Genomic DNA, 786 nt, shown 5'->3' with positions numbered 1-786 from the left:
GCAGTTCGTAAGTGCCGTCTGGCATGGGTACCTGTACCCACTGACCTCCGAAGTCGTAGTAACCCAGTTCATCGGGGCTAAGACCCGCTAGCAAGGGAACAATGATGTTATCCCCGGGGGCTTCATCTCCAGCCAGATTGTACATCCCGCGCATGGCATCCTCGATCTCTTCCAGCGTGAATTGGCCATCACTCGCTTCGGCAAGGTCGCGGGCCAGTTCCCGTTCCTGGGTGTGTAGCTGTCGGTTGTAGGATTCCACCTGCCCAGCGATAAAGGCGCCGTCGTTGACGTTACCGCCCGCAAGCTCCGCCGCCACGATGCCGACGACCTGGGCGGCGGCGTTGCTGAATTCGGTGCGGCTGGCATCCCCTACGAGTTCGTGAACGAGGGCTTCGCTGGCCCCGGCGGCCAGTGCACCGGTCGCAAAATCCCCGCCCATCGCTTCGCTGATGCTGCCGCCGATCAGGGCATGTAATGCGATCTTTTGCGGGTCGCCTTCCTGCCAGAGGTGGTCGTTGGCGAGATCGCCCACGGCATGGAACAGCACGCCGCTGACCACGTGCGCCACGGCGCTCTCGACGCTGTCGCCGAGATGGGCTTCGAAGCTGCCGCCTTCGATGGCAGTGCGAATGCCGGCATCGATGGCCGCCTGGGTGGCGCGCTGCCCGGCGAAGCGGCCGATACCACTGGCGGAGCCAAGGTCAAGATTGGTCGTGGCGCCGGTGGTGGGGTTGGTCTGGGTGCCCCAGACGTGATCGGTCATGCCTTGGGTAGCGCCGACGCTCA

The 786-nt window shown here is 64.0% G+C and carries 1 protein-coding gene; it reads right to left on the bottom strand.

The features are described from left to right. On the bottom strand, positions 1–763 hold a 763-nt coding region (locus HP566_RS03570), incomplete at its 3' end, for a DUF637 domain-containing protein (protein WP_249975893.1). Between the last annotated feature and the right edge of the window lie 23 nt (positions 764–786).

It is taken from the genome of Vreelandella olivaria, from assembly GCF_023507745.1.
GTDB classification, from domain to species: domain Bacteria; phylum Pseudomonadota; class Gammaproteobacteria; order Pseudomonadales; family Halomonadaceae; genus Vreelandella; species Vreelandella olivaria_A.
This window is presented reverse-complemented; position numbering and strand designations above follow the sequence as displayed.